This is a genomic window from Pseudomonas sp. NBRC 111127 (assembly GCF_001320345.1).
GTDB classification, from domain to species: Bacteria; Pseudomonadota; Gammaproteobacteria; order Pseudomonadales; family Pseudomonadaceae; genus Aquipseudomonas; species Aquipseudomonas juntendi.
Genome location: NZ_BCBD01000002.1, coordinates 39,390 through 59,006, shown reverse-complemented (window position 1 = coordinate 59,006; position 19,617 = coordinate 39,390). Strand labels below are relative to the sequence as shown.

Here is a 19,617-nt window from a genome sequence, read left to right as displayed (position 1 = left end):
GGGTGCGACAAACTGTCGCGAAGTTGAATAATCAGTCGCCATTGTTGCAGATTCTGTAAAAGACTGTTGCTCAATAAGTCATAGTCAAGGGTTGGCGACCTAACTACAATCGCCCCCAATTCCCGTTCGGCACTGCTTGCGAGTCGCAGGATTGAAGGAAGCCCCAGCGCTTCTTTTTGCTGACTTCGTCAAGTTTCGCCCAACGGCGATACCGGGCGGACCCCCCTCCGCGTTTTCCCGCACCAAATGGACTTGGTCTGAAGTACAGGCCTGTTGCCTACGAAACCAAAAGCACCGCTAACCCGCTTGAGCCAAGGTCCTGCAGTCAGACCCAGGCAGGAGCGAGTACGGGCGCGACATGCCTCACTTGGCAGGACGAAGTGTTGGCTACCAAAACACAAATTGCATTGAAGCAAGCTGATCTAGAGGTCGTGAGATGAGTAAAAAGCGTTACCCCAGACTGTTTGGCATATTGCCCTTTTTAGGCATGCTTTTACTCAGTGGGTGCAACTGGACCCTGCTCGACCCGAAGGGCCAGGTCGGCATTGAGCAAAAGAACCTGATCCTGATCGCTACCGGGCTTATGCTGCTGGTGGTGGTGCCCGTCATCATCATGACCCTGGCGTTCGCCTGGAAGTACCGTGCTTCCAACAAGGCTGCCACCTACACCCCTGACTGGTCGCACTCGACCAAGATCGAGGCCGCGGTGTGGATCATCCCGATCCTGATCATCATCGCCCTGGGTTACGTCACCTACAAGTCCACCCACAAGCTGGATCCGTACCGTCCGCTGGACTCCGACGTCAAGCCGGTACAGATCGACGTGGTCGCGCTGGACTGGAAGTGGCTGTTCATCTACCCGGAGCAGGGCATTGCCACGGTCAACAAGATCGTCTTCCCGGCTAACACCCCGGTCAACTTCCGCGTCACCTCCGACGCCGTGATGAACTCGTTCTTCATCCCGGGCCTGGGCGGCCAGATCTACGCCATGGCCGGCATGACCACCAAGCTGCACCTGATCGCCAACGAAAACGGCGAATTCGACGGTATCAGCGCCAACTACAGCGGTGCTGGCTTCACCGGCATGAAATTCAAGGCTACTGCCACTTCCCAGGAAGACTTCGACAAGTGGGTCGCCGAGGTCAAGCAGTCGCCGAAGAAGCTGGACAAGGCCGAATACGAAGCCTTGGCCAAACCAAGCGAAAACAACCCAGTCGCGCTGTATAGCGAGGCATCGCCAGAGCAGTTCCAGCTGATCGTAGACAAGTACGAAGGCATGAACCGCGGCCGTAGCCACGAAGAAGCTGGCAGCAAAGATCTGGCCACAACCAAGGGTGTGGAATCGAGTATGCAACCAGCTGCCGGTGCAGAGGAGTAAGAGATGTTCGGTAAATTAAGCCTGGAGGCGATACCCTATCACGAGCCGATAGTCATGGTGACGCTTGCCATGATCGCGCTCGGCGGTATCGCTGTCGTCGGTCTTATCACCTATTTCCGCAAGTGGACCTACTTGTGGAGCGAGTGGCTGACTACTGTCGACCACAAAAAGATCGGCGTGATGTACATCATCGTCGCGATGGTCATGCTGCTGCGCGGCTTTGCCGACGCCATCATGATGCGTACCCAGCTGGCTGCCGCAACCGGTGGCTCCGAAGGCTACCTGCCGCCTGAACACTATGACCAGATCTTCACCGCCCACGGTGTGATCATGATCATCTTCATGGCGATGCCGTTCTTCACCGGCCTGATGAACCTGGCGGTTCCTCTGCAGATCGGTGCACGTGACGTTGCCTTCCCGTTCCTGAACTCCCTGAGCTTCTACCTGCTGCTGGCAGGCGTGCTGCTGGTCAACATCTCGCTGGGCGTTGGTGAATTCGCCAAGACCGGCTGGGTTGCCTATCCGCCGCTCGCAGGCATCCAGTACAGCCCTGGGGTAGGTGTCGATTACTATATCTGGGCGCTACAGCTATCCGGATTGGGTACGACGCTTACCGGCGTGAACTTCCTCGTCACCGTGATGAAGATGCGCGCACCTGGCATGAAGCTGATGGACATGCCGATCTTCACCTGGACCTGCACCTGGGCCAACGTCCTGATCGTTGCATCGTTCCCGATCCTGACTGCTGCACTTGCGCTGCTGACTGTTGACCGTTATCTGGACTTCCACATTTTCACCAACGAGCTTGGTGGGAACCCGATGATGTACGTCAACCTGTTCTGGGCGTGGGGTCACCCTGAGGTTTACATCCTGATCCTGCCGGCCTTCGGCGTGTTCTCGGAAGTGACTTCGACGTTCTCTGGCAAACGCCTGTTCGGCCACCACTCGATGATCTACGCATCGGGCGCGATCGCCATCCTTGGCTTTGCGGTATGGCTGCACCACTTCTTCACCATGGGTGCCGGCGCCAGCGTCAACACCTTCTTCGGCCTGGCGACGATGCTGATCTCCATCCCGACCGGTGTGAAGCTGTTCAACTGGCTGTTCACCATGTACCAGGGCCGCGTGCGCTTCACCCCGCCGATGCTCTGGACCCTGGGCTTCATGGTCACCTTCTCCATCGGTGGCATGACCGGCGTACTGCTGGCCGTTCCTGGTGCTGACTTCGTTCTGCACAACAGCCTGTTCGTTATTGCGCACTTCCACAACGTGATCATCGGTGGCGCGGTATTCGGCTACATCGCCGGCTTCGCCTTCTGGTTCCCGAAAGCTTTCGGCTTCACCCTGAACGAGAAGTGGGGCAAAGCTGCCTTCTGGTTCTGGCTGTCGGGCTTCTACGTTGCGTTCATGCCGCTGTACGCCCTGGGCTTCATGGGCATGACCCGTCGTCTGAACCACTCCGACAACCCACTGTGGGAACCCTACCTGTACGTAGCCGTTGTCGGCGCCGTGCTGATCCTGTTCGGTATCGCTTGCCAGCTGATCCAGCTGTACGTTTCGGTCCGCGACCGCAACCAGAACCTGGACGTGACCGGCGACCCATGGGGCGGCCGTACCCTGGAATGGTCGACTTCTTCGCCACCTCCGTTCTACAACTTCGCTCACATGCCTGAGAAAGTTGGCCTGGACTGCTGGCACGAAGCCAAGGAAGAAGGCGTTGCGTACAAGGTTCCGGCCAAGTACGAAGCCATCCACATGCCGAGCAACACTGCTACCGGTCTGTTCATGGGCCTGTTCCTGACCGTCTTCGGCTTCGCTTTCATCTGGCACATCTGGTGGCTGGTGGGCGCGAGCCTGGTTGCAACCATCGCGGTCTTCGTTCGCCACGCTGCACGTGACGACCAGGGCTACATGGTTCCGGCCGAAGAAGTGGCGCGCATCGAAGGCGAGCGTATGAAAGCGCTGGCCAAAGCAGGTGCTCTGCCTGCCGGCGCACGTGTCGAATCGTTTGAGCGGGTGTAATCAATGTCCAGTCAAGTAATGCACGGCGGCGCAGCTCATGGTCACGACCATGGGCATGACGACCACCACCACGACTCGGGCCAGATGACCGTACTGGGTTTCTGGCTGTACCTGATGACCGACTGCATCCTGTTTGCGTCGCTCTTCGCCACCTACGCGGTGCTGTCCGGCAGTTTTGCCGGCGGCCCGTCGGGTCACGACATCTTCCAGCTCGACTTCGTAGCTGTTGAAACGCTGTTCCTGCTGCTGTCCTCGATCACCTTCGGCTTCGCCATGCTGAAGATGTTCGATGGCAAGAAAGCAGGTGTGCTGGGCTGGTTGGCTGTGACCTTCCTGTTCGGTGCAGGCTTCATCGCGATGGAAATCTATGAATTCCATCACCTGATCGGCGAGGGCTTCGGCCCGCAGCGCAGTGGCTTCCTGTCGGGCTTCTTTGCCCTGGTAGGTACCCACGGCCTGCACGTGACTGCTGGTCTGATCTGGATGGCAATCATGATGTACCAGATCAACAAGCACGGCATCACGCCGACCGCCAAGACCCGCATGAGCTGCCTGAGCCTGTTCTGGCACTTCCTGGACGTGGTCTGGATCTGCGTATTCACCGTCGTTTACCTGCTGGGGGTTCTGTAATGGCTAACGCACACGACACTCATCACGAAGGTAATCACGGCAGCGTCAAGTCGTACATGATCGGTTTCGTACTGTCGATCATCCTGACCGCGATCCCGTTCGGCCTGGCCATGACCGCCAGCCTGCCGAAGAACCTGACCGTTCTGATCATCGTTGCCATGGCCGTGATCCAGGTAGTTGTGCACCTGGTGTACTTCCTGCACATGGACCGCTCGAAAGAGCAACGCAACAACGTATCGACGTTCCTGTTCACCACGCTGGTGATCGCACTGCTGGTCGGCCTGTCGCTGTGGATCATGTTCAGCATCCACTTCGAAATGCTGGCCAAGTGAGGTAAGACTGCATGTCCGTTAAGCACTTTATCCAAATCACCAAACCGGGGATCATTTTCGGTAACGTGCTTTCCGTGGCAGGCGGTTTCTTCCTTGCCTCGAAGGGCCATGTGGATTTCGCCCTGTTCCTGGCGGCGGTGATCGGTACTTCGCTGGTGGTGGCGTCCGGGTGCGTGTTCAACAACTGCATCGACCGTGACATCGACCACAAGATGGAGCGCACCAAGAACCGCGTGATGGTTCAGGGCGGCATGTCGCTGCCCCTCGCGCTGATCTACGCCACCCTGCTTGGGGTGGCGGGTTTCAGCCTGCTGTATGTCCAGGCCAACCCGCTGTCGGCGTTCTGCGCAGCAGTAGGGTTCGTCGTCTACGTCGGCTTCTACAGCCTGTGGCTGAAGCGCAAGTCGGTGCACGGCACCTTGGTCGGCAGCCTGTCGGGTGCCATGCCTCCGGTGATCGGCTACTGTGCCGTGAGCAACAGCTTCGACCTGGCTGCGGTAACCTTGCTGGTGATGTTCAGCCTGTGGCAAATGCCGCACAGCTTTGCCATTGCCATCTTCCGCTTCAAGGATTACAGCGCTGCCAACATTCCGGTGCTACCGGTGGCGCGCGGCATTCTGGCGGCGAAGAAGCAGATCGTGCTGTACGTACTGGCTTTCGTGCTCGCTACCTTGATGCTCACCCTCGGCGGTTACGCCGGCCTCGGCTACCTGGCCGTGGCAGCTGCCATGGGCCTGTACTGGCTGTACATGGCCTGGGGTGGCTACAAGGCCGAGGATGACAGCAAGTGGGCACGCAAGGTGTTCGGCTTCTCCATCCTCACCGTCACTGCCCTGAGCGTGATGATGGGTGTGGACAGCCAAACCGCTGCGGACGTGCTGATGACATACGCACGCTGAAATAGCTGCCTGTTTCACGAAAACCCCGGCCATGTGCTGGGGTTTTTTTATGGGTGTTTTTCCTGTGCCGGCCTTTTCGCGGGCTTGCCCGCTCCCACAGGTACGGCGCAGGTCCCAGGGGCTGCGGGTAACCCTGTGGGAGCGGGCGAGCCCGCGAAGAGGCCAGCGCAGGAAAACATAAATCCTGTATTTTCAAAAAATACTTCTGAAAAGATCTAAAAAAACAGGAATTTGTCCTTTACAGGTATCCTGTCTCGGCATTATCTTCTGATCCAGGCCGCCACATCGGCCAGCGTCGCTCGGACGGTTCCGGGCGCTTACGTTCTCAGAGGAAACCATGGCCAACCCAGGTTCGCCGCGCCGCTTTGCGCGCATCGATCGTCTCCCCCCTTACGTCTTCAACATCACTGCCGAGCTCAAGATGGCTGCCCGCCGCCGTGGCGAGGACATTATCGACCTGAGCATGGGTAACCCCGATGGCGCCACGCCGCCGCACATTGTCGAGAAGCTGGTGCAGGTTGCCCAGCGTGAAGACACCCACGGCTATTCCACCTCGCGCGGTATTCCGCGCCTGCGCCGGGCCATCGCCAACTGGTACAAGGAACGCTATGAAGTCGACATCGACCCGGAGAGCGAAGCCATTGTCACCATCGGTTCGAAGGAAGGCCTGGCGCACCTGATGCTCGCCACCCTCGACCAGGGCGACACCGTGCTGGTGCCCAACCCCAGCTACCCGATCCACATCTACGGGGCGGTGATCGCCGGCGCCCAGGTGCGCTCCGTGCCGCTGGTGCCGGGGGTGGACTTCTTCAACGAGCTTGAGCGCGCCATTCGCGAGTCGATACCCAAGCCGAAGATGATGATCCTTGGCTTCCCGTCCAACCCCACCGCGCAGTGCGTGGAGCTGGACTTCTTCGAGCGTGTGGTGGCACTGGCCAAGCAGTATGGTGTGCTGGTGGTGCATGACTTGGCCTATGCCGACATCGTCTATGACGGCTGGAAAGCCCCGTCGATCATGCAGGTGCCGGGCGCCAAGGACATTGCGGTGGAGTTCTTCACCCTGTCCAAAAGCTACAACATGGCGGGTTGGCGCATTGGCTTCATGGTCGGCAACCCCGAGCTGGTCAATGCGCTGGCGCGGATCAAGAGCTACCACGACTACGGCACCTTCACCCCGCTGCAGGTGGCGGCCATCGCTGCCCTGGAAGGTGACCAGCAGTGCGTGCGCGACATTGCCGAGCAGTACCGCCAGCGCCGCAACCTGCTGGTCAAAGGCCTGCACGAGCTGGGCTGGATGGTCGAGAACCCCAAGGCGTCGATGTACGTCTGGGCGAAAATCCCGCCGGCGTATGCACACCTAGGGTCGCTGGAGTTTTCCAAGAAGCTGCTGGCCGAGGCCAAGGTATGCGTGTCGCCGGGCATCGGTTTCGGTGATTACGGCGATGATCATGTGCGCTTTGCCCTGATCGAGAACCAGGACCGCATTCGTCAGGCCATTCGCGGTATCCGGCAGATGTTCCGGGCTGACGGGCTGGCTCGCAAGTAAGCTTTAGGGACCGCTTTGCGGCCCATCGCGACACAAGGCCGCTCCCACAGGGGCCACGCAGCATCCGAAAGCTGCGCTGTACCTGTGGGAGCGGCGTTGTGTCGCGAAAGGGCTGCAAAGCAGCCCCAGGATCTTCAGCCGGGCGAGCTTTCCGCCTGCATTCCAAGGCTCGGCCAACCTACCTTCGGCACTCATTTCTCACCGAAGGGATCCCCCCCATGAGTGTCTTCACCGCCTATTTCTGCGGCACCGGCTCGCACCGCTTCGACCACGCCAACCCCAACTTCTGGAACGGCGAGCTGGTTTCGACCCTGGCCAGCAACGAGCAGGGCCACGAGTTCGCCCATTGGATTGCTGTCGATGGTCCAGGCAGCGGCAACCTTCAGGATGACAACCTGTTCGTGGAACCTGGTGGCTATTACAACTGGACCGGGCAGCTGTTTGGTCGCGGCTGGGAAGAAAACGTCAACCACGTGCTGCAGGTGATCAAAGGCGAAAGCAACTGGCAGCGCAACGAACTGAGCAAGGAAGAATACGAGCGGCTGAAGCAAGCTGGGGTGCCGATACCGGATGCCAGGTCTGCGGCCTCATGGTTCTGGCGCAACTACAGCTACGGCGCCCGCCACCCAACACCGCAGCAATTGCAGGAGGGCATCATCAGTATGTTCCGCAAGCCGCGCCTGCCGACCCAGGTCAACCTGGTGGGCTGGAGCAGGGGAGGGATCAGTTGCCACATGCTGGCCAATGCCATGGCACAAGACCCTGTACTGCGCGACATACCGGTGAACATCTTTGCCATCGACCCGGTACCGGGGGTTGGCAATGTGCAGCAGCAGCGGGTCAGCTTGGCCGGCAACGTGAAGGAGTACGTGGGGTTCTATTCGCGGGATGAGCGTTCCAAAGGGTTTGCCTGCGTGGTTCCTGCCGTGGCGAGCACCACACGCATCTGCATTTATCCAATGCCTGGCCGGCACGCCACGCTGGTAGGCAACGCATCGGTTGACGGCGCGGGCGCAGGCAAGGCGTTGGCTGAACCGGGGTTGATCGTTCGCCACTTTGCTGAAGTCTGCCTGGCCCGCTGGGGTGTGCAGTTGGGCAAGCGCCTGGCGTTGACCGACAGCCAGTTGATGCAGTATCACCAGCAAATGGCAGCGGCGGACGACCAGTACCAGGCCATGCGGAATGCGTCCTATACCGTGCTCACCGAGGGTGAGAAGGACGACCGCCTGGTGCACTGTGGTCAAGCGCCCATGCGCTTTAGCGAGGTGCAGGGTACAGCCTACGAACCCAGCACGGGCCTGGCCTTGCAGCGCTGGGACGCCGACACTTACAAAGCCATCTGCTAGCGTTGCCAGGCGGCCGGATCAGCGGCAATTTTTTTTGCATTGCCCCTCTATCCAGCCGCCCCTGCTTGGACTGAGAATGGCGCCGCGGGCCAGACCCGATAACAACAACCTTCCCTCCGTGCCATCATGTCCGAATACAACCCTTGCCTTGACTGCGGCGCCTGCTGCGGGTACTTCCGTGTGTCTTTCTTCTGGGGCGAATGCCAGTCTGCCGGGGGCGTTGTCCCGGATGACCTGGTAGTGCAGGTCAACCCTACCCGTGTGGCCATGATCGGCACCGATGCCAAGCCGTGCCGCTGTATCGCCCTTCAGGGCGAGGTTGGCAAAGAGGTGGCCTGTACCATTTATGCCAACCGCTCCAGCCCCTGCCGTGAGTTCGAGGCGTCGTGGGAGGGTGGGGTACATAACCCCAGTTGTGACGCTGCCCGGGCAGCATATGGCCTGCCACCGCTGACACCGCCTGGGGCCAACGAGCCGCATTGGCCGGATGATGGGGCCGAGGTGGCCTGACGCTTTTTCGCTGGCCTGCACTGGCCCTATCGCCGGCAAGCCAGCTCCCACAGGTACTGCGCAAAGCTCAGGTGTTGGGTCGCCATGGGCTGCGCAGCAGCCCCGGGATGCCGTAACCTCGCGCTTGACGTTAAACTGTCATCTCCCCAGCAATGGACAGGAGATCCGGCGTGACCCCACCCCGCAGTTTCCCCAGTGACCTCTGCCTCGACAGCCCGCGCCTGCAACTGCGCCCCATGCGCCATGCCGATGCCGCGCAGTGGCTGGCGATCATGGCCGACCCCGAGGTCATGCGTTATTGGCACCATGCCCCTTGGCAAAACCTGGCCGAGGCCGAAAGCGCCCTGGCCGCCGACCGCGAAGCCTATGCCAATGGCGACCAGCTCAAGCTGGGTATGTACCGCCGCGACAACGGTGAACTCATCGGCATGGTCCAGTTGTTCAACATCGACGATGTTTCCCGCCGTGGCGAGATCGGCTACTGCCTGGCCAGCGCCGTGCAGGGCAGGGGCTACATGGATGAAGCGCTCACCTGCTTCATCGATTACCTGGCCAACACCCTGCACATGCGCCGCCTGGAAGGTGAGATCGACCCGCGCAACCAAGGCTCGGCACGCACCCTGGAACGGCAAGGTTTCGTGCTTGAAGGCACCCTGCGGGCGCGCTGGTGCGTGGCCGGTGAGTTGTCCGACTCCGGCATCTATGGTCTGCTGCTTGAGCCCCCGGTCGCCTAGGAATTTGCCCTTTGCCCGTTTTCTACCTGAGCATCAGCCTGCTGCTGTACTTGCTCGCCCTGTTCTTCAACGGCGCGCACATGAATGGCGGGCATCACATGCCGGCGCTGCAGATGCTGCTGTACGGGCCATGGGGCTTGCCCTTCGGCTTGCACCAATGGTTTGCCAACCCGCTGCTGGCGTTGGCCATCCTTGCCCACCGGCGCTTTCGCCGGCTGGCATTGCTGGCCGGGTTGGCGGCGGCTTACCTGGCGGGCAGCAGCTTCGGCATCACCCGTCTGCCGGATAACCAGACTTATGAATTCCATGACCTGAGCGGGTTTGGTGCCGGCTTCTACCTGTGGCTGGCGGCGATGGGCGTGTTCTGCCTGGGCCAGGCCTGGTATTGCTGGAAGGCCCGCAGCGCTGAGGACATGCCCGGTTGGAACTGGCTTGATGTGGCCTTGATTGCGGCGTTGGGTGTGGCGGTTTATGCCGCCACACAGATGCCAGCGCTGCAATTCGAGCCGGGCAAGGTGCTGATGCCGCCGGTGCAACCCCAGACGCTTTGATACCTAAAAGGAGAGTTGGCATGTGCAAGCAATACCTGGCAGGGCTGGCACTGACCTGCGTGCTGCCATTGGCCGTGGCCGATGACTACACGGCGGCCTACGTGCGGTGCATGGACAAGGCCTCCAGCACGGTGGCCATGAGTGAGTGCATCGGGGCCGAGACGCAGGTGCAGGACCAGCGCTTGAACCGGGTGTACAAGCAACTGATGGGCAAGCTGGATGCCGGGCAGCAGAAAAGCTTGCGCGATGTGCAGCGCAAGTGGCTGGCGTACCGCGATGGCAATTGCCAGTTTCATGTGCAGGCCAGTGGCGGGACCATGGCGCAGCTGGAAGGCGGTACCTGCATGATGAGCATGACCCGCGACCGCGCGGCGGAGCTGGAGCGGGTGCTTAGCCCGGAGCAGTGAGTTGCCTGTACGGGCCTCTTCGCGGGCATGCCCGCTCCCACAGGGGGTAGTGTTGGGAGCAACTGTCTTGTATTGCCTGGACTGGCCTCATCGCCGGCAAGCCAGCTCCCACAGGGATTGCGCCAGCTTATGGCTTTTGAGCACGACAGTTGCCCCCACAGGGATTGCACAGGATTTGAAGTCGATGCGATCGAGGTGGGAGCTGGCTTGCCTGCGATGGGGCGCGAAGCGACCCTGGTTTTACAGGTGTCGCTGGCGCAGTGCCCGGGCCTTGAGGTACTCGCGCACTTCCACGGCATCCCCGGCAAACTCGATGCGTTCGGCCTTGGCTGCCCGCTGGTAGGCATACATCGGGTCGTAGTACTCGTTCAGCAAACCCTCGATCCAGCCCCGGTGCAGGTCCACCGCGCCGCTGCGCTGCTGTTCTTCCAGGGCCTGGCGCAAAACTTCCGATAGCCGTTGGTAGCGTTCGCCACCCAGGCGCTTGTGGATGTTGGCCATGCTCTGCAGCATGCGCTCGGCAAACAGGCGGCGACCGTCTTCCTCGCCATGCACGGCCATAAACTCGGCACTCAGGTTGATCACATAGTCGCGAAGAATGCGTTCCACGCGGTTAGCGAAGCTGTCCTCCAGCCACACCAGCGGATACCGCTGCATGCCTTGGTATAGCTCCAGCGGCAACGTGCAACTGCCGACAATACGGCCTTCATCTTCCAGCACGAACTGCTCGACCCCTCGGGCACGCTTCTTCAGCACATCGATGGCCAACTGGTTCTCGAAATCGATCTGCGCCGGCTGCGCCGTGGCGCGCTTGCCGAAGCTGGAGCCGCGGTGATTGGCGTGGCCTTCCAGGTCGAGCACGTTGTCCAGTTGCTGCAGCACATCGGTCTTGCCGGTGCCGGTCAGGCCGCCGACCAGCACGAAATCGCATTGGGCCACCGCCTGCTGGGTCGTCCCCAGCAGAAAGTTACGCATGGCCTTGTAGCCACCTTTGACGCGTGGGTACTGGATGCCCGCTTCATCGCGCAGCCAGCCCTGCACGATCTGCGAGCGCAGGCCGCCCCTGAAGCAGTACAGGTAGCCCTCGGGATGCGCCTGGGTAAAGGCTACCCAGGCTTGCAGGCGGGCCTGCTTGGTAGCACCGCTGACCAACTGGTGGCCCAGCGCGATGGCGGCGGCCTGGCCCTGTTGCTTGAAGCAAGTGCCGACCTTCTGCCGCTCCTGGTCGTTCATCAGCGGCAGGTTGACCACGCCGGGGAAGGCGCCCTTGGCGAATTCGACCGGCGCGCGCATGTCCATCATCGGCATGTCGTCGAGGAACAGCTGGCGAAAATCGGTGCAGTCGGGGCGCATCAGATCACCTCGACCGCGTGGCTCTGTCGCTCGACCAGCTTGCCGATCGGCGCCAGTTGCAGGCCCAGTTCGGCGGCCACCGCCAGGAACTCTGCTTCACCTTCCGGGGTAACTGCCACCAGCAGGCCACCGCTGGTTTGCGGGTCGCACAGCAGGTGCTTCTGGTCGTCGCTGAGCGTACCGATCTTGTGTCCGTAGCTGTCGTAGTTGCGCAGGGTGCCGCCGGGGATGCAACCCTCGGCCAGGTAGTGGTCGACACTGGGCAGGCGGGGTACAGCGGCGTAGTCCAGGTGCGCGGTAAGGCCGCTGCCTTCTGCCAGTTCGACCAGGTGGCCGAGCAGGCCGAAGCCGGTGACGTCGGTCATGGCCTTGACCCCGTCCAGCTTGCCAAAGCGGCTGCCGGGGGTATTGAGGGTGCACATCCAGTCACGGGCCAGGCCTTGGTCCTGCGCGCGCAGCCTGGCCTTTTTCTCGGCAGTGGTGAGGATGCCGATGCCCAGTGGCTTGGTCAGGTACAGCTGGCAGCCGGCACTGGCGGTGTCGTTGCGTTTGAGGTGGCGCTTGCTGACCACACCGGTGACGGCCAGGCCGAAGATGGGCTCGGGGGCGTCGATGGAGTGGCCGCCGGCCAGAGGAATACCGGCTTCAGCGCACACGGCACGGCCACCGCGGATGACTTCGCGGGCGACTTCCGGTGGCAGCACGTTGACAGGCCAGCCAAGGATGGCGATGGCCATCAGCGGGTCGCCGCCCATGGCGTAGATGTCGCTGATGGCGTTGGTGGCGGCGATTCGACCGAAGTCATAGGGGTCATCGACGATCGGCATGAAGAAGTCGGTGGTCGAGACCACGCCACGTTCGTCGTCCAGTGCGTATACCGCGGCATCGTCGCGTGAGGCGTTGCCGACCCACAGTTTCGGGTCCAGGGCCTGGGTGCCGCTTTCAGCGAGGATCACGTCCAGCACCTTGGGGGAAATCTTGCAGCCACAGCCGGCACCGTGGCTGTACTGGGTCAGGCGAATCGGCTCGCTCATACGTACCTCAGCAGGTCAATTTGTTGCGCGATTGTAGCAAAGCTGGCCTTTGCGCCTGTGCCTCTTATAATTCCTTGGGCCAGCTTCAAGCTTCAAGCTTCAAGCTTCAAGCAAAAGCAAAAGCCACATGCAGGCTGCTTTTGCTTGCAGCTTGCAGCTTGCAGCTTGCAGCTTGCAGCTTGCGACTTGCGACTTGCGACTCGCAGCCGCTTTTCCCCGCCATTGAACCGGAGAACCCCCCATGCTCAAACGCCCCCTGGCGCTCGCCGCTGGCCTTGTGCTGTCCTGCTGTGCCGTTGTCGTGCAGGCCGCTGAAACCTTGCGGGTCAGCGCCATCCCAGATGAAGCACCCACCGAACTGCAGCGCAAGTTCAAGCCGTTGGGCGAGTACCTGGCCAAGCAGTTGGGCATGGAAGTGAAGTTCGTGCCGGTGGCCGATTACCCGGCTGTGGTCGAGTCGCTGGCTTCCGACCGCCTCGACCTGGCCTGGCTGGGTGGGTTCACCTTCGTCCAGGTTCACCTGAAGGACCCGACCGTCACGCCGTTGGTGCAGCGTGAGCAGGATGCGCAGTTCACCTCCAAGTTCATCACCGCCGACCCCAACGTGAAAAGCCTGGCTGACCTGAAGGGCAAGTCGTTTGCCTTCGGCTCCATCTCGTCCACGTCCGGGAGCCTGATGCCGCGCTACTTCATGCTCAAGCAAGACAACATCAAGCCTGAGGACTACTTCAGCCGTGTGGCCTATTCCGGTGCGCATGACGCCACCGTGGCGTGGGTGCAGGCGGGCAAAGTGGACGCAGGTGTGCTCAATGCCAGCGTCTGGCAGAAGCTGGTGGACGCCGGCAAGGTCGATACCAGCAAGGTGAAGGTATTCGCCACCACACCGACCTATTTCGACTACAACTGGACCGTGCGCGGCAACATGGACCCGGCGCTGAAAGAGAAGATCAAACAGGCCTTCCTCGCCCTCGACCCGGCCAACCCGGCGGACAAGGCGATTCTCGACCTGCAGGCCGCCAGCCGCTTCATCGAGACCAAGGCCGAGAACTATGTGGGCACCGAGCAAGCGGCGCGTGAGGCCGGCCTGCTCAAGTGACAGCCTCGAACGCGGCCATCCAGCTGCATGGCGCCGGCCTGCGCCACGGTCAGGTGCGCGCTCTCGATGCCGTCAGCCTGCAGATCGACCAGGGCGAGCGCGTGGCCATCATCGGGCCTTCGGGCGCGGGCAAGTCCAGCTTGCTGCACCTGATGGCCACGGCCGTGCGGCCTGGCAGCGGGCGCCTGGAACTGCTCGGCGAGCAGCCCTGGGCGTTGTCGGTGCGGGCGCGTCAACGCTTACGTGCGCGGGTCGGCCTGGTACACCAGGCGCCACCCTTGCCGCCGCGCCAACGGGTGGTCACGGCAGTGCTGGCAGGGCGCCTGGGGCAGTGGGGGCTGCTGCGCGGCTTGTTCAACCTGCTGTACCCCAGCGATGTCGCAGGCGCTCGGCAGGTTCTGGCTGAACTGGGCCTGGCCGACAAGCTGTTCGTGCAATGCGGGCAACTGTCCGGCGGGCAGTTGCAACGGGTCGGCATCGCGCGCGCGTTGTATCAACGGCCGCAGGTACTGCTCACCGACGAACCCGTGTCGGCCATGGACCCGGTGCTGGCCGACCACAGCCTGGCTTTGCTCAACCGCCATGCCCAGCGTCATGGCGTTACCCTGGTGGCCAGCCTGCATGCGGTGGAGCTGGCGCTGGCGCATTTCCCTCGGGTGGTCGGTATTCGCGAGGGGCAGGTGGCGTTCGACTGTCCGGCCACTGCGGTCACCAAGCAGATGCTGGATGCGTTGTACGCCAATGAACACCTGGCTTCGCCGCCAACCCCTGGGGCACCCCTGACCGTGCACATTCCGCGATGCTGAATGCCAGCACCCGCGACCCGGCCTTATTGCCGCGGTTGCTGCTGGCCGTGCTGGCTGTGGCCGTCCTGTGGCCGGGTATCCAGTTGAGCGAGCTGAACCCCGGTGTGCTGCTGCAGGCAGAGAACCGGCAGCAGATCGCCCAGTTCACCCGCGCGTTCTGGCCACCGGCCCACGACGCCGATTTCCTTGCGTTGCTGTACGACGCCACGTTGCAGACCCTGGCCGTGGCGACTGCCGGCATGGCGCTGGCATTGCTGCTGGCGATCCCGGCTGGCTTGCTGGCCAGCCGGGCGTTGTCGTTGCGCGCTGCATCCAGGGGCGGACGGGCCAGGTTCGGGTCACGGGTGGTACGCCTGCCTGTGCGCGGGTTGCTGATTTTCCTGCGCAGCGTGCCCGAGATTGTCTGGGCGTTGCTGTTCGTGCGTGCGGTGGGGTTGGGGCCGACGGCAGGGGTACTGGCCATTGCCATCACCTACAGCGGCATGCTCGGCAAGGTCTATGCCGAGATTTTCGAATCGGTCGACCAGCGCCCGGCACATGCCTTGTTGCACGCGGGCAGCGGGCGCTTGGCGGCGTTCCTCTACGGCATCCTGCCCAATGCTGCCGCCGAGGTGGTGTCGTACACCGTGTACCGCTGGGAATGCGCGGTACGGGCTTCGGTGGTGATGGGCTTTGTTGGCGCCGGGGGGCTGGGGCAGCAGATCGACCTGTCGATGCGCATGTTTGCGGGTGCCGAGGTTGCCAGCATGCTGCTGACCTTCCTGTTGCTGGTGATCCTGGCCGACCTGCTCAGCCGCTTGCTGCGTTGGAGGTTGGCATGAACCGGGTGATCAACCTGCTACTGCTGGGGGCCATCGTGGCGGCAGTAGCGGCCTCGTTTGCCTACCTGCAGCTGGACTTGCAAGCACTGGTCGGCAATGGCGGCCTGGGGCAGATGGGCGAATACGCCGGGCGCTTCCTGCACCCTGACTGGTCTGCCGGGCACCTGAAGGCGGTATGGCACGGGGCGCTGGAGACCCTGGCCATGTCCGGGCTGGGCACCCTGTTGGCGATGGTGCTGGGGATGCTGCTGGCGCTGCCGGCGGCGGGCCGCTTCGGTTGGCCGTTGCAGGGCGCTGCGCGGTTGCTGCTCAATGCCCTGCGCGCCATTCCGGAGCTGGTGTGGGCGGCGCTCACCGTGCTGGCTGCCGGGCTTGGGCCCAATGCAGGCACCCTGGCCCTGGCGCTGCACACTGCCGGGGTACTGGGGCGGTTGTTTGCCGAGGCGCTGGAGAACGCGCCGCCAGAGCCTGCGGCGGCGATCCGTTTGCAGGGGGGTAGCCAGGTGGCGGCCTTCTGCTTTGGCACCTTGCCCAATGTGTGGCCGCAGTTGCTGGCGTATAGCTTGTACCGCTGGGAGAACAACATTCGCATGGCCAGCGTGCTGGGGTTTGTCGGGGCGGGGGGGCTGGGGCAGATGCTGTACACCACCTTGAGCCTGTTCCAGGAAGCCCAGGCCAGCACGGTGATCCTTGGCATGCTGGTGCTGGTGTTGCTGGTGGACCTGCTCAGTGATGTGTTGCGCCAGCGTTATGTGCGGGCCTGACCGATAGCCAGGGCCACAAGGCAGCCCGAAAATCCATCAGGCTCCCACCACCTCGCCACACTGCGCCTCGCGCTGCATCGATTCCAGGTTGCGCTCGATCGTCTCGCAAATGGTGTCCATCTGGATCTGGTGCTCACTGAACCTGAACGGGCTCTGCAAGTCGGTACCGATCCGCTCGATGGCCAGCAACATGAACCCCACCACCGTCGACGCCAGCGGTGTGAACCAGCCCAGCGACTCCACCAGCCCCACCGGCACGATCAGGCAGAACAAGGTGATGAACAGGCGCGGAAAATACACGTAAGGGTACGGCAGCGGCGTATTGGCAATCCGCTCCATGCCGCCCTGGGCATTCGACAGGTCCACCAGGGTTGCCTCCAGCCGCGCCAGGCGAATGCTGTCCAGCCGCCCGGCCTGGTATTCCCGGGCCAGCAGGGCCGCCGAGCCGCTGAGGATGTCGTTGGCGAAGTTGTTCGAGCGGTTGCGCCGTTCGAACTCCGCCGGCGGGATAAAAGCCATCAGTTCCTCCGGGCAGGTTTCACCTTTCAGGTGTGCCGCCAGGCAGTTCACATAGGCGACATGCCGGCGCAGCAGGGTGGCCTTGACCGGGTTCAGGCCGTCGTCCGTGTCATCGATCAGGGTCAGCGTCTGCCGGGCAAAACTGCGCGAGCTGTTCACCAGCGCGCCCCATAGCGTGCGTGCTTCCCACCAGCGGTTGTAGGCACTGCTGTTGCGAAAGCTCACCAGCACCACCAGCGCAGAACCCAGCAGGGTCAATGGGATCAGCGGCAAGGTGAACTTGCTGTTGAAGAACAGCATGAAGTCGATGGTGACCAGCACATCCCAGATCAGCAGCCAGAACAGCGACCAGCCGATGTAGCCGATGGTCTTCACCACCAGGCGGTACTTGCGGGCGATGACGTCTTTCACGCGGGGGTACCTCGGAACGCGGGGGATGCAGGATGGGACGTCGAGGGGCGCCGAAGGTTCGCCATCCTTGAGCGGGTGTATCCATAAGGATACGATTGGGTGGCCACTTGATGATGCCGAATGGTGTGAAGCCCAGCTGTGGATAGAGCAGCAGGCCGGCGGTGTCGTGATTGAAGCATGGCACTCAGACCTCCCGAGCGCAGGCACTAATCCCGCGCAGGCCCTGTAGGAGCGGGTTTACCCGCGAAGAGGCCATCAGCCTCACATCATAGGCCGCTTTCCATCCAGCACCGCGCCCCGATTCACGGCTTGGCGGCCACCGCCACGTAGCCTTTGACCGCAGCCGGCGCCCTCGGCTTGGCCTTGCGTGCCAGCAGGTACTGATAGCGCCGCCACTCCTTGTCGATCTCGTTGAACGACATGAACACGCTGATGCGTTCCTTGCCGATCAGGTCGGGGCGCCTGCCAGCGTCGATCTCGCTGGTCGGGATGATGGCCACGTTGATGCCCACGACCTTGCCATCGTCGGCAAACACCGGCCCACCCGACATGCCTTTGGTGATCGGGCCATCGTGTACCGAGTAGAAGACACTGCCAGGCGTACCTTCCAGCCGAACCAGCGACGGCAGGGCATGGCCCTTGCCTTGCATCGGCATCATCAAGCTGTTGTAGCCGACCGCCGTCACGGCCTCGCCCGGCACGTACTGGCGCCAGGCCGGTACCGTCGCAGCCTTGTGCTTGAAGAACACCACATCACCGAGGCCTTCGTGAACCACGTTGGGCAGGAAGGGGGTGTGTTTGGCGGTTACTGCGTAATCCTCGTTCCACTGGATGGCGCTGGCCATCAGCAGCATTGGCAGCGGAGCACCGGAGGTGACCACGAATGCCTGGCTGTAGACGGGATCGGAAACGTACGACGTTGGCACTCCATTGCACCCACCCAGCAGCATCATTGCTGCCACACAGGGCGCTATAGCTTTCATGGTTCACACAGGATTGAGGGGAAGGGTGCGCAACTATGGCTAAGTGCCATTATTCGGACAATCCTTTCGTGATATATCCGACGAATGACAGCTTAAGGGCTAATCAGAAGGGTAGCCAATTGAATCGGGGTATCGGGGCGAGGCCCGGCGCCGTGGCGGTGGCGTCAAGGCGAAGGGTGGTTTTGGCGAGACGAAAAAAAACCGACCATAAGGTCGGCTTTTTCCGGATTTTGGTGCCCCGAGGGAGACTCGAACTCCCACTCCTTTCGAAAACGGATTTTGAATCCGCCGCGTCTACCAATTCCGCCATCAGGGCGTGTGGCGCGCAGTATAGTGAGCTGCCGCTGGTCGGTCAATCGGCTTTCATGGTCAATTTTCACACATTGGGCTAAACTTCCCGGCCCTGCCGAACCGAACATCATCATGCGCGTCGCCGATTTTTCCTTCGAACTCCCCGATTCCCTGATCGCCCGCCACCCACTGGCCGAGCGCCATGGCAGCCGTCTGCTGGTCCTCGATGGGCCGAGCGGCGTGCTGGCACACCGGCAATTCCCCGATTTGCTCGAGTACCTGCGCCCGGGCGACCTGATGGTGTTCAACAACACCCGGGTCATCCCGGCCCGCTTGTTCGGCCAGAAAGCGTCTGGCGGCAAGCTGGAAGTGCTGGTCGAACGCGTGCTCGACAGCCACCGGGTGCTGGCTCACGTAAGGGCCAGCAAGGCGCCGAAAGAGGGCGCGGTCATCCTCATCGATGGCGGTGGCGAGGCCGAAATGGTCGCCCGCCACGACACACTGTTCGAGCTGCGCTTCACCGAAGAGGTGCTGCCACTGCTCGACCGCGTCGGGCACATGCCGTTGCCGCCCTATATCGACCGCCCCGACGAGGGCGCCGACCGTGAGCGCTACCAGACCGTCTACGCCCAGCGTGCCGGTGCAGTGGCCGCGCCCACCGCCGGCCTGCACTTCGATGAAGCGCTGCTGGAAAAAATCGCAGCCAAGGGCGTGGAGCGCGCCTTCGTCACCCTGCACGTGGGCGCCGGCACGTTCCAGCCGGTGCGTGTCGACAAGATCGAAGACCACCATATGCACAAAGAGTGGCTCGAAGTGAGCCAGGACGTGGTCGATGCCATCACGGCCTGTCGCGCTCGCGGTGGCCGGGTGATCGCCGTGGGCACCACCAGCGTGCGTTCGCTGGAAAGTGCCGCGCGCGACGGCGTGCTCAAGGCGTTCAGCGGCGACACCGATATTTTCATCTACCCGGGTCGGCCGTTCCATGTGGTCGACGCACTGGTCACCAACTTCCACCTGCCGGAGTCCACGCTGCTGATGCTGGTCTCGGCCTTCGCCGGCTACCCCGAGACCATGGCCGCCTACGCCGCGGCGGTGGAGCAGGGGTACCGCTTCTTCAGTTACGGTGATGCCATGTTCATCACCCGCAATCCGGCGCCACGCGGCCCCGAGGATCAAGCATGAGT

Annotated in this window: 20 protein-coding genes, 1 tRNA gene and 1 pseudogene; 16 read left to right on the top strand and 6 right to left on the bottom strand. The window is 62.2% G+C overall.

Annotated features, from left to right (window positions below; translation table 11 throughout):
- Nucleotides 1-436: 436 nt before the first annotated feature.
- The 11 genes from cyoA to APH30_RS00785 all read left to right on the top strand — a co-directional run bounded on the left by cyoA (nt 437) and on the right by APH30_RS00785 (nt 10,355).
- The gene (cyoA, locus tag APH30_RS00835) at nt 437-1,378 is read left to right on the top strand and encodes a ubiquinol oxidase subunit II (protein ID WP_054890292.1); all 942 of its coding nucleotides are present in this window, start codon (nt 437-439) and stop codon (nt 1,376-1,378) included.
- A gap of 3 nt (nt 1,379-1,381) precedes the next feature.
- Nucleotides 1,382-3,400, top strand: coding sequence for a cytochrome o ubiquinol oxidase subunit I (gene cyoB / locus APH30_RS00830; protein WP_009685201.1), 2,019 nt, complete (start codon nt 1,382-1,384; stop codon nt 3,398-3,400).
- Nucleotides 3,401-3,403: 3 nt separating this feature from the next.
- Nucleotides 3,404-4,030, top strand: a complete 627-nt coding sequence (cyoC, locus tag APH30_RS00825) for a cytochrome o ubiquinol oxidase subunit III (protein WP_029886722.1) — start codon at nt 3,404-3,406, stop codon at nt 4,028-4,030.
- Nucleotides 4,030-4,362 carry a cytochrome o ubiquinol oxidase subunit IV gene (cyoD, locus tag APH30_RS00820; RefSeq protein ID WP_003248599.1) on the top strand — a complete coding sequence of 111 codons (333 nt, stop codon included), beginning with the start codon at nt 4,030-4,032 and terminating at the stop codon, nt 4,360-4,362. The genes cyoC and cyoD overlap by 1 nt, the downstream gene beginning before the upstream one ends.
- Nucleotides 4,363-4,373: 11 nt before the next feature.
- Entirely contained in the window at nt 4,374-5,261 is an 888-nt protein-coding gene (gene cyoE, locus APH30_RS00815; RefSeq protein ID WP_029886721.1) for a heme o synthase, read from the top strand.
- A 337-nt stretch (nt 5,262-5,598) separates the two neighbouring features.
- Nucleotides 5,599-6,807 (top strand): alanine transaminase, encoded by a 1,209-nt coding sequence (alaC, locus tag APH30_RS00810; RefSeq protein ID WP_054911420.1) that lies wholly within the window; start codon nt 5,599-5,601, stop codon nt 6,805-6,807.
- Between the two features lie 218 nt (nt 6,808-7,025).
- Nucleotides 7,026-8,153 (top strand): hypothetical protein, encoded by a 1,128-nt coding sequence (locus APH30_RS00805; RefSeq protein WP_054911419.1) that lies wholly within the window; start codon nt 7,026-7,028, stop codon nt 8,151-8,153.
- A 126-nt stretch (nt 8,154-8,279) separates the two neighbouring features.
- Nucleotides 8,280-8,663 (top strand): YkgJ family cysteine cluster protein, encoded by a 384-nt coding sequence (locus APH30_RS00800; protein ID WP_029886718.1) that lies wholly within the window; start codon nt 8,280-8,282, stop codon nt 8,661-8,663.
- Between the two features lie 170 nt (nt 8,664-8,833).
- Nucleotides 8,834-9,397: a GNAT family N-acetyltransferase gene (locus tag APH30_RS00795; RefSeq protein WP_009681616.1), complete on the top strand. Its 564-nt coding sequence runs from the start codon at nt 8,834-8,836 to the stop codon at nt 9,395-9,397.
- 11 nt (nt 9,398-9,408) lie between these two features.
- Complete coding sequence (locus APH30_RS00790) at nt 9,409-9,948, top strand: hypothetical protein (RefSeq protein WP_054911418.1); 540 nt, start codon at nt 9,409-9,411, stop codon at nt 9,946-9,948.
- 20 nt (nt 9,949-9,968) lie between these two features.
- Nucleotides 9,969-10,355: a lysozyme inhibitor LprI family protein gene (locus APH30_RS00785; RefSeq protein WP_054911417.1), complete on the top strand. Its 387-nt coding sequence runs from the start codon at nt 9,969-9,971 to the stop codon at nt 10,353-10,355.
- Between the two features lie 240 nt (nt 10,356-10,595).
- Here the strand turns inward: APH30_RS00785 and mnmH are convergent, their stop codons facing one another.
- Both mnmH and selD read right to left on the bottom strand, forming a co-directional pair.
- On the bottom strand, nt 10,596-11,708 hold the full coding sequence (gene mnmH / locus APH30_RS00780) for a tRNA 2-selenouridine(34) synthase MnmH (protein ID WP_054911416.1): 1,113 nt from the start codon (nt 11,706-11,708) through the stop codon (nt 10,596-10,598).
- Nucleotides 11,708-12,742: a selenide, water dikinase SelD gene (gene selD / locus APH30_RS00775; protein ID WP_054911415.1), complete on the bottom strand. Its 1,035-nt coding sequence runs from the start codon at nt 12,740-12,742 to the stop codon at nt 11,708-11,710. The genes mnmH and selD overlap by 1 nt, the downstream gene beginning before the upstream one ends.
- 241 nt (nt 12,743-12,983) lie before the next feature.
- Between selD and APH30_RS00770 the strand changes: the two genes are divergently transcribed.
- The 4 genes from APH30_RS00770 to phnE are packed head-to-tail and all read left to right on the top strand — an operon-like array spanning nt 12,984 to nt 16,229.
- Entirely contained in the window at nt 12,984-13,838 is an 855-nt protein-coding gene (locus APH30_RS00770; RefSeq protein WP_009682057.1) for a putative selenate ABC transporter substrate-binding protein, read from the top strand.
- On the top strand, nt 13,835-14,644 hold the full coding sequence (locus APH30_RS00765; protein WP_054911414.1) for a phosphonate ABC transporter ATP-binding protein: 810 nt from the start codon (nt 13,835-13,837) through the stop codon (nt 14,642-14,644). Before APH30_RS00770 ends, APH30_RS00765 begins: the two co-directional genes overlap by 4 nt.
- Entirely contained in the window at nt 14,638-15,465 is an 828-nt protein-coding gene (locus APH30_RS00760) for an ABC transporter permease (protein WP_054911413.1), read from the top strand. The genes APH30_RS00765 and APH30_RS00760 overlap by 7 nt, the downstream gene beginning before the upstream one ends.
- Nucleotides 15,462-16,229, top strand: coding sequence for a phosphonate ABC transporter, permease protein PhnE (phnE, locus tag APH30_RS00755; RefSeq protein ID WP_054911412.1), 768 nt, complete (start codon nt 15,462-15,464; stop codon nt 16,227-16,229). The genes APH30_RS00760 and phnE overlap by 4 nt, the downstream gene beginning before the upstream one ends.
- Before the next feature lie 36 nt (nt 16,230-16,265).
- Here the strand turns inward: phnE and APH30_RS00750 are convergent, their stop codons facing one another.
- The 4 genes and pseudogenes from APH30_RS00750 to APH30_RS00740 form a co-directional block, all read right to left on the bottom strand.
- Nucleotides 16,266-17,159, bottom strand: a complete 894-nt coding sequence (locus APH30_RS00750) for a bestrophin family protein (protein ID WP_054911411.1) — start codon at nt 17,157-17,159, stop codon at nt 16,266-16,268.
- A gap of 82 nt (nt 17,160-17,241) precedes the next feature.
- Nucleotides 17,242-17,343: pseudogene (locus tag APH30_RS29380) on the bottom strand (GNAT family N-acetyltransferase); the annotation flags it as partial.
- A gap of 118 nt (nt 17,344-17,461) precedes the next feature.
- Complete coding sequence (locus tag APH30_RS00745; protein ID WP_033690164.1) at nt 17,462-18,109, bottom strand: trypsin-like peptidase domain-containing protein; 648 nt, start codon at nt 18,107-18,109, stop codon at nt 17,462-17,464.
- Between the two features lie 264 nt (nt 18,110-18,373).
- Nucleotides 18,374-18,458: transfer RNA gene (locus APH30_RS00740), tRNA-Leu, on the bottom strand.
- A 107-nt stretch (nt 18,459-18,565) separates the two neighbouring features.
- On the opposite strand from APH30_RS00740, the gene queA reads away from it, so the two are divergent.
- Nucleotides 18,566-19,615, top strand: coding sequence for a tRNA preQ1(34) S-adenosylmethionine ribosyltransferase-isomerase QueA (gene queA / locus APH30_RS00735; protein WP_054911410.1), 1,050 nt, complete (start codon nt 18,566-18,568; stop codon nt 19,613-19,615).
- Nucleotides 19,616-19,617: the final 2 nt, after the last annotated feature.